The 1,400-nt window shown below is 32.9% G+C and carries 1 protein-coding gene; it reads right to left on the bottom strand.

The window, feature by feature from the left end:
* Window positions 1–191: 191 nt before the first annotated feature.
* Entirely contained in the window at window positions 192–848 is a 657-nt protein-coding gene (locus B0X80_RS20190) for a hypothetical protein (protein WP_077343688.1), read from the bottom strand.
* Between the last annotated feature and the right edge of the window lie 552 nt (window positions 849–1,400).

Raw genomic sequence — 1,400 nt, 5'->3', positions numbered from 1 at the left:
AGGCTTAACAATAACGCACCTAATATTGGTGGAAATAGGAAACCAATAATTAACCTTTTATATCTTCCTTGAACGATCAACGCCGAATTTCCCTATACAGCTAACGCCTTACTAAGCGGCTGATAATGGTTGGCTATAATAAACGAGGTACGAGTGCTAGCCAACTGTTAGCAGTCCGTTTGAGTAACTTGTTAAGTTCTGATATTTCCACTCGCTAATCCACCACCAGTAGTGACAATATTAGTTTGAATTTCTGTGAAGTTTAAAGTTAACGAACAACAAAGTTGAGATCCTGAATACAATTTTTTTCGTAGAGATTGCGCAAAACTATTATCCAGAGAAAATATATAGCTTGCATTAGTAATAGTTTCTCTCTTCATCAAACTATTACTACATAACTCTTCAAAATATGTAATTACTTCATTAGGAATTAGCCCATGCTGATTTTTTATAGATTCACTAGATTTTCCAAAAAAAAGCGATAAATATTTAATCTCATTTTCACCTGCTTTTTCAATAAATAACTTTTGAACTAGCTCATGTTTCTTTTTGCTTTGCAAAGATAATTTATATTCCGCATATTTTTTAGCTGTGCTTTTTATAAGGAACTTGAAAATAATCTTCAACCGATTAAATACCCAAGAGATAATATCAAAAATCAATAAATATAAAGCAATATACAACCCAGTAAGTAAGCTTAAAACTATCAAAACAGGAAGTTCTTCTGCAAAAGGTTTAATTGAAGAAAAAGATAACAATATAGAAACTACAGTCAGGATCAAAATGATAGCTGTTTTTTTAGACATGCCTTTAGAAATTAAACTTAACATTGATTCCAAATTTTTCACAAGAGCCTCCTGAAGAACTTAACGCCTCATTCAGAGGCTAAAAATTGTTGGCCAAAATAGCGAGGTACGAGCAACGGCCAGCTGTTTTTAGTCCTTTGCAATGCCTTGTTATATGCCTGATAAACTTAAACAAAAACACTTAAGTTAAAAGTAAAAACCGGTAGTAATAAATGCACTATAAATTGAGCTACCCACAAATGCCAGAACGAAATAATAGCTTTGCCAACAAAAGTCTTTTAAATAGGCAAAGCTTATTAGTGGCTATTGGAAAACTACAATAGCGAAACCCGTAGCAGCGTTTACAAAAGTAAGATTGATACCAATATTTTTGGCTAAACCAACCATACTATTTGAGTGCATATAACGCCTACTTAAGCGGAAAAATATAGTTGGCTAAAATGTTGAACGGAGTGAAAACAGCCAACTGTATTTTTTCCGTTTGAAGTTCTTGTTAGGTGTTTATTTCCACCGTACCCAATTTAAATGAACGTAAGCACTGTTCTTGAAGCTCAATTGACATCCTTGAAGCAAAACCAATAATATTATTAGGTT

Source organism: Pseudocolwellia agarivorans, from assembly GCF_002000085.1.
GTDB lineage: Bacteria > Pseudomonadota > Gammaproteobacteria > Enterobacterales > Alteromonadaceae > Pseudocolwellia > Pseudocolwellia agarivorans.
Note: the sequence above shows the minus strand (reverse complement) of the source record. Positions and strands in the feature narration are given on the sequence as shown.